The 5,332-nt window shown below is 64.6% G+C and carries 3 protein-coding genes and 1 pseudogene; 2 read left to right on the plus strand and 2 right to left on the minus strand.

Annotation, left to right across the window (positions count from 1 at the left end; genetic code table 11):
- A pseudogene (locus G3446_RS25445) lies at nt 1-284 on the minus strand (IS4 family transposase); the annotation flags it as partial.
- A 266-nt stretch (nt 285-550) separates the two neighbouring features.
- On the opposite strand from G3446_RS25445, the gene G3446_RS25450 reads away from it, so the two are divergent.
- The gene (locus G3446_RS25450; protein ID WP_164456478.1) at nt 551-946 is read left to right on the plus strand and encodes a DUF1640 domain-containing protein; all 396 of its coding nucleotides are present in this window, start codon (nt 551-553) and stop codon (nt 944-946) included.
- A gap of 26 nt (nt 947-972) precedes the next feature.
- Complete coding sequence (locus G3446_RS25455; RefSeq protein WP_164456476.1) at nt 973-2,559, plus strand: hypothetical protein; 1,587 nt, start codon at nt 973-975, stop codon at nt 2,557-2,559.
- A gap of 687 nt (nt 2,560-3,246) precedes the next feature.
- Here the strand turns inward: G3446_RS25455 and G3446_RS25460 are convergent.
- Nucleotides 3,247-5,073 (minus strand): IS1634 family transposase, encoded by a 1,827-nt coding sequence (locus G3446_RS25460; RefSeq protein WP_164456477.1) that lies wholly within the window; start codon nt 5,071-5,073, stop codon nt 3,247-3,249.
- Nucleotides 5,074-5,332 lie beyond the last annotated feature (259 nt).

Raw genomic sequence — 5,332 nt, forward strand, 5'->3', positions numbered from 1 at the left:
ACGATCGGCGGCTCGGCCACGCCCGAGAGAAGCATCCGCGCCAATGCCTTATAGATGTGCTTAGCATCGTGCTGCAGTTGCACGTTGCCCAGCAGCCGGTCGGCGCGCTTGATGCGGTGGCGCAGATTCGACCCGCCGGCGAAGCGTCGGCCGATCTCGGTCAGCGTCAGCCGCGGCCCGCTCACCGTCGCGGCCACGGCCTCAAGCAGCACAGACAGGCGCCGCCGGTGGATGCCGGCCAGCAGCGGGGCGACACAACACTGTAGAATCGTCAGTGCATGCATGGGGGGGCCTCCGCAGGTTTGGTCGCCCGCTGTGCACCATCAAACCCCATGCATGTTCCTTTCTGCTGGAGATCCCCTCTCTAAGCTTATGTTCTGATGTGGAATTTAGTGGGGATACCTCAGAATCCTTCCCCTTTCCCCGCGCGGTCACCCGGCCCCTTTTTCCCCCCAAAGAAATCAGAAATCCAGCGAATGTCGGTCAGGAGTGTAAGAATCACACCTGATATTGCGGTTGATTTGGATACCAAACGTACGAGGACATCATGATGGCTTCCGTTGTCGAGCTCTATGAAGCCCTAGCCAGCGCCCCCGATGACCGCGCCCGCGCGCGGGTGATCGCCGAGGCCTTCGAGCGGCTCGAGGAGCGCTATCCGCACCTCCCCGATCTAGCCACCCAGCAGCACCTGCGCGAGACCGAGCTGCGCTTGCAACGCGAGATCGAGCAAGTGAGGGCGAATCTGACTCTGCAAATCGAGCAATTGCGCGGTGAGGTTCAGTCACAAATCGAGCAATTGCGCGGTGAGGTGCAGTCGCAGATCGAGCGTTTACGTGGCGAGGTCAAGACCGACATCGAGCGCAGTCGCAACGCCTTGCTCGCCTGGCTCATTCCATTGATGTTAGCCCAGGTCGGGGCCATTGCGGCGCTGGTGAAACTGCTCTAGATCCGAGCCGGGACGGCGGCTCACCGATGTCATGGCAACCTGAGCGATCCGAGCATCATCAGCGCGAAGCCTCGAGCGCCGCGCCGCGCCGGATTCCGCTCAATCTGATCTTCGACTACCCGGTGCGCTGGTCGCGCTACAAGGTCTTGCGCGACCTGATCCAGAACTTCTATGACAGCATCCCTCGGGATGAATGGGCCGCGCGGTTCAGCCACCGGATCGAGCAAGGGCGGCTCACCCTGACCTCCAAGGACGTGGACTTCAGCTACGATTGGCTGATCCCGATCGGCGCCTCCACCAAGCGCGACGGCGACGGCGACTACGCCGGCTATTTCGGAGAGGGCTTCAAGATCGCCGCGCTCTGCGCCCTACGCGACTTCGGCTGGACCATCGAGGTGCGCTCACGCGACTGGCACCTCCGCGTGGTCACCGAAACGCTTGACGTGGACGGACGCCAGCTGCAGGCCCTGGCCTACGAAGTCCGGAACGGACTGGAGCCGACCGCCGATACCCTGCTGACCATCGCGCCATTCCAGGATTCGGTTACCCTGGAGACCGCGCTGCTCAGCTTCTTCTATCCCGACAACCCGCTGCTTGGCGAGGCGATCTGGACCTCGCCGACGGCCGCCGTCTATCACCGCTCACAGCAGCCCAAGCCGCCAGACTATCCAGCGACCTATAACGACCGCGGCCCGGGTATTTTGTTCGCCGGATTTCAGGCCCTCGGCTCCTTCTCCTACCCACTGGTTGTCTGCCTGCATGACCATCGCGGCAACGACCGCGAGCGCAACAACCTGTATCGCATGGATGTCGTAAAGCTGGTCGGCATGGTCGCCGCGCGCCTGCCGCCGGATGCGGCCGACGCGGTCCTGCGCATCTTTGCGGGACGCTGGTACGAGCGGCCACGCAAGCGCTATGACTTCGAGTCCTGGTACCCGATCATCGATAAGCTGGTACACCGACTCGCCGCATCTCCGGAGCAAGCCGCGGGGTTTCGTGCCGACAACCCGCATCTGCTGGTCGCTGCCCGGATCAAGCGCAGCGACCTGCCGCGCTACAACCGGCGCCGTCAGGCCCTCGCCTGGATCAGGGGCAGCGGCCGGCGCTACCGTCTGGTCCAAGAGGCGTTCCGGGCGCTCGACTATCCGGACCTTGAAGACGCCTGCGCCGAGGCCGATGGCTTCACCATCACCCGCGATCCCGACCCGTGCGAGACCCAGCGCATCGCCATTCTCGAATCCGTCGCCAAGACCCTGCTCCCGGACCTGCTGGAGCAGATCGAGCTGCCGCCCTGCAAGGTCATCGAAAACCCCTGTACCGCCTGGCAGGGCATGACCACCTGCATCCGTACCGGCGCCACAGCCGCGCGATGGCGCGGTCTGCGCATCCGCAACCGGCTTCCGTACGTGGCACTTATGGCGACGCTGCTGCGTCAAGACGCCTTCGGCGACGCGGTCAGCACCTACTTGCATGAGCTGGGGCATAGCTTCGGCGGTGACAGCTCAGCCGCGTTCAGCCATGCCTTGTCGGAGATGCTGTCGGCCACTGTGTGTCACGCCGCGCAGATCGGGGACTGGCAGCGAGCCTGGAACGATCTCGGCGAGTGCGAATGATCTAAAGCTTTCTTGAGCCAGGTGCTCAGGCCTGAATTACAGAGAAGCTTGACGGCTATGCCTCACTCACCCTGTCACATCCGCGCCTGGTTGTCGTCAAAAGAGCTGGTCGCTCAGCGGAACCTGAGCGTCCGCCGTGACGGTGACCGATACCGTCACAGAAGCTTTCGACTTTCGACACGAGGTCAACGCATTTTGCCAACTTCTGACAACACTGGACGTCAGGTCGACAGATACCCGAGCCCGGCGCGAGCTTATAACCTTCGGAGCCATTGCCCAACGACGGTGTGACCGTTGAAGCCTGCTCGGCCGATAGATACGAAGACACCCCAGGAGCAGCGACCACCCCATCTACCTCTTCCTCTCCGCCGGCCCCGAAGCCTTCAGGGTCTTGACCGGTGGCTTCGAGCTACGCGGTGCGTACCGTTTCTCCTCGCTCACCATCAAGAGCCTGGAGCATGCCGTTGCCCACGGTCAGGCTCGGCGCGCGGCAAGCCCCATCGCGCTCCCTCGCTTGCGTGATTTCAATACCCTCTTGACCCAAGCGGCCAACCGGATGATCGACGCCGGTCGCTCGCTAGCCCAAGTTTAACAGGTAGATTTGTAATTCTTTCTAGATCATCCGCTTACGCGGGCTGAAATCGGCGAGTGGCACTACAACGGGGCCATTCTTTGAATGTGGCTGGCTCAGACGATCATCTTGCTCACCCCTCCTGGGCTCGGGTTGACGCCGAGGGCCTGGTAGATCTGCTGTTGGCCGGGCTCGGCCTGGGTGGCCTTGCGCACGTGCAGCGCGCGCCCGTCGGGGCGGCGGAAGGTCGCGGTGACGCGCACTTGGCCATTGAGCGTCTCGCGCAGGCTCAGCCAGCTGGCGTTGATGCCTTGCGCGTGCAGGCGTCGGCGGATGAGCTGGACGAACTGATAGGCGAGCACGGTGATGAAGAGGTGGGCGTCGCAGCGCGCTTCGGTGTGGTGAAAGATCGGGCGCAGGCCCAGCTCCGACTTGAAGGAGCGGAACACGGCCTCGAGGTCGGTGAGCATCATGTAGGTGCGCCACAACTGCTCGCCGTCCCACGTCATCTCATTGGTGCGCAGGCAGTAGACGCCCGGGTGGGTGTCTTTGCTCCCCTCGATCGGGCGACGCTCCCAGCGGATGGCCTGCGCCTTCTGACCACTGGCATCCGGGACGATCTCGATGTGATAGTGCTGTGCCGCACCACGGCTCTTGGCCTTCAGGCGCCCGATGCGCTCCCAGAGCTTGTCGATCTTCTTGGTCGTGCGCGGACGGGTGAGTCCGTCAGCCAAGGCCTGCAGCCCGGCCTCGAAGCGCTCAGAAAAGCGCGCGGCGATGGCCTCTTCCTTGCGGGCGCGCTGTTCGGAGTAACAGTACAGGCGCACCTCCTGACCTTCGCTGTCCTCCACCCGTTGCACCGAGACAGCGTCTGCGCCCGCGGTGAGCAGATCCGTGGCCTGCTCCGGGTCGAACTGGCGCTGGCGCTCGCGGCTGACGACCAGATAGCGGCCGCCGCGCGCACGCAGCCAGGCGATGTTCTCGGCGGTGGCGATCCCGCGATCCATGACCACCAAGGCCCCGCTCGGGGCGCCCAGGCCCTGCAGCATCGCCGCCAGTGTGGTGCCCTCGACCACGTTGCCGTCGAAGACCTCGGAGCGGCGCACGAAGCCGCTGCCATCCAAGACCAGCCCCAGGGTGAGCAGCGGACAGTCGCGGCGCTTCTCCTTGGAGTGGCCGCGTTTGGCCTTGGGATGGGTCGGCGCTTCGCCCTCGAAATAGGTGTTGGTCAGGTCGTAGAGGGTGACCGTGCAGTCGAGCCCGAACAGCTCACTCACACGCGCGAACAGCGCCGCCTCGATCACCGCGCGGTGGCGCATGAGCACGTCGCTGGCGCGATAGAGCTGCATCAAACTCATCGCCTCAAAATCGACATCGAGCAGCTCGCCCAAGGCACTGCGCTCACACAGCCAGCGCTGGGTGGCCAGCTCCGAGGCCGGCGCGGCCATGCGCCCGAGGATGACACCGAGCACCGCCGCGCGCTGCGGTCCGGTCAGCCCCAGCTCCTCGAGCAGCGCGACGAAGTCGAGCTGCGCCATCGCCCACAGCCCCAGTGCTTCCACGCCCACCGTGCGCGGGCGCGTCAACGTCAGGGAATCGAGCGTGACGCTGTGCGCCTCTGTCGGGGCGCCAGCCTCCTGCTCCGACTCGCCGGCGGGGATGGACGCCCCCTCACGCGCCAGAATCTGCGCCGCCAGGCGCTGAGCTTCGCGCTCGAGCAGCAGCGAGCCGTAACCGACCAAAACCGCCTGCCCGCTCAGGATCTCCTCCAGGCGCGCGCACAGCGTCGGCCAGTCGCTTTGCGCCACGGCGAAATGCCGCCCAAGGTTGAGCACCGTCACTTGCCGCACCTTCCCGCCGACGCGCTGCGAGCGCACCAGTCGATGGGTGAAGTCGCGCTCGCCGGTGGCGGTGTTGCGCGTCTGGGTGCGGCGGATGTACATACCCCGAACCTAGAATGCCCGCCGCCGGATGGCAATAGACCCCATTCAATGTTATGGCACTACTTTGGCCGACAGGGCGGCTGTGTACAAATGAATCAGCTGCTTGGCGGGCGTAAAGGGCTCAAGACCAATGGGGTCATGTTAAACTTCGGCTAGGGCCCGGCCGCGCGCAGCGCCTCGACCTGCGCCAGGCTCAACCCCGTCGCTTGGGCGATCTGGCCGACCGTAAGAACGCCCAGGGCGATGAGATTGCGGGCGG

The sequence above is a fragment of the Thiorhodococcus minor genome (assembly GCF_010820565.1).
Taxonomy (GTDB): Bacteria; Pseudomonadota; Gammaproteobacteria; order Chromatiales; family Chromatiaceae; genus Thiorhodococcus; species Thiorhodococcus minor.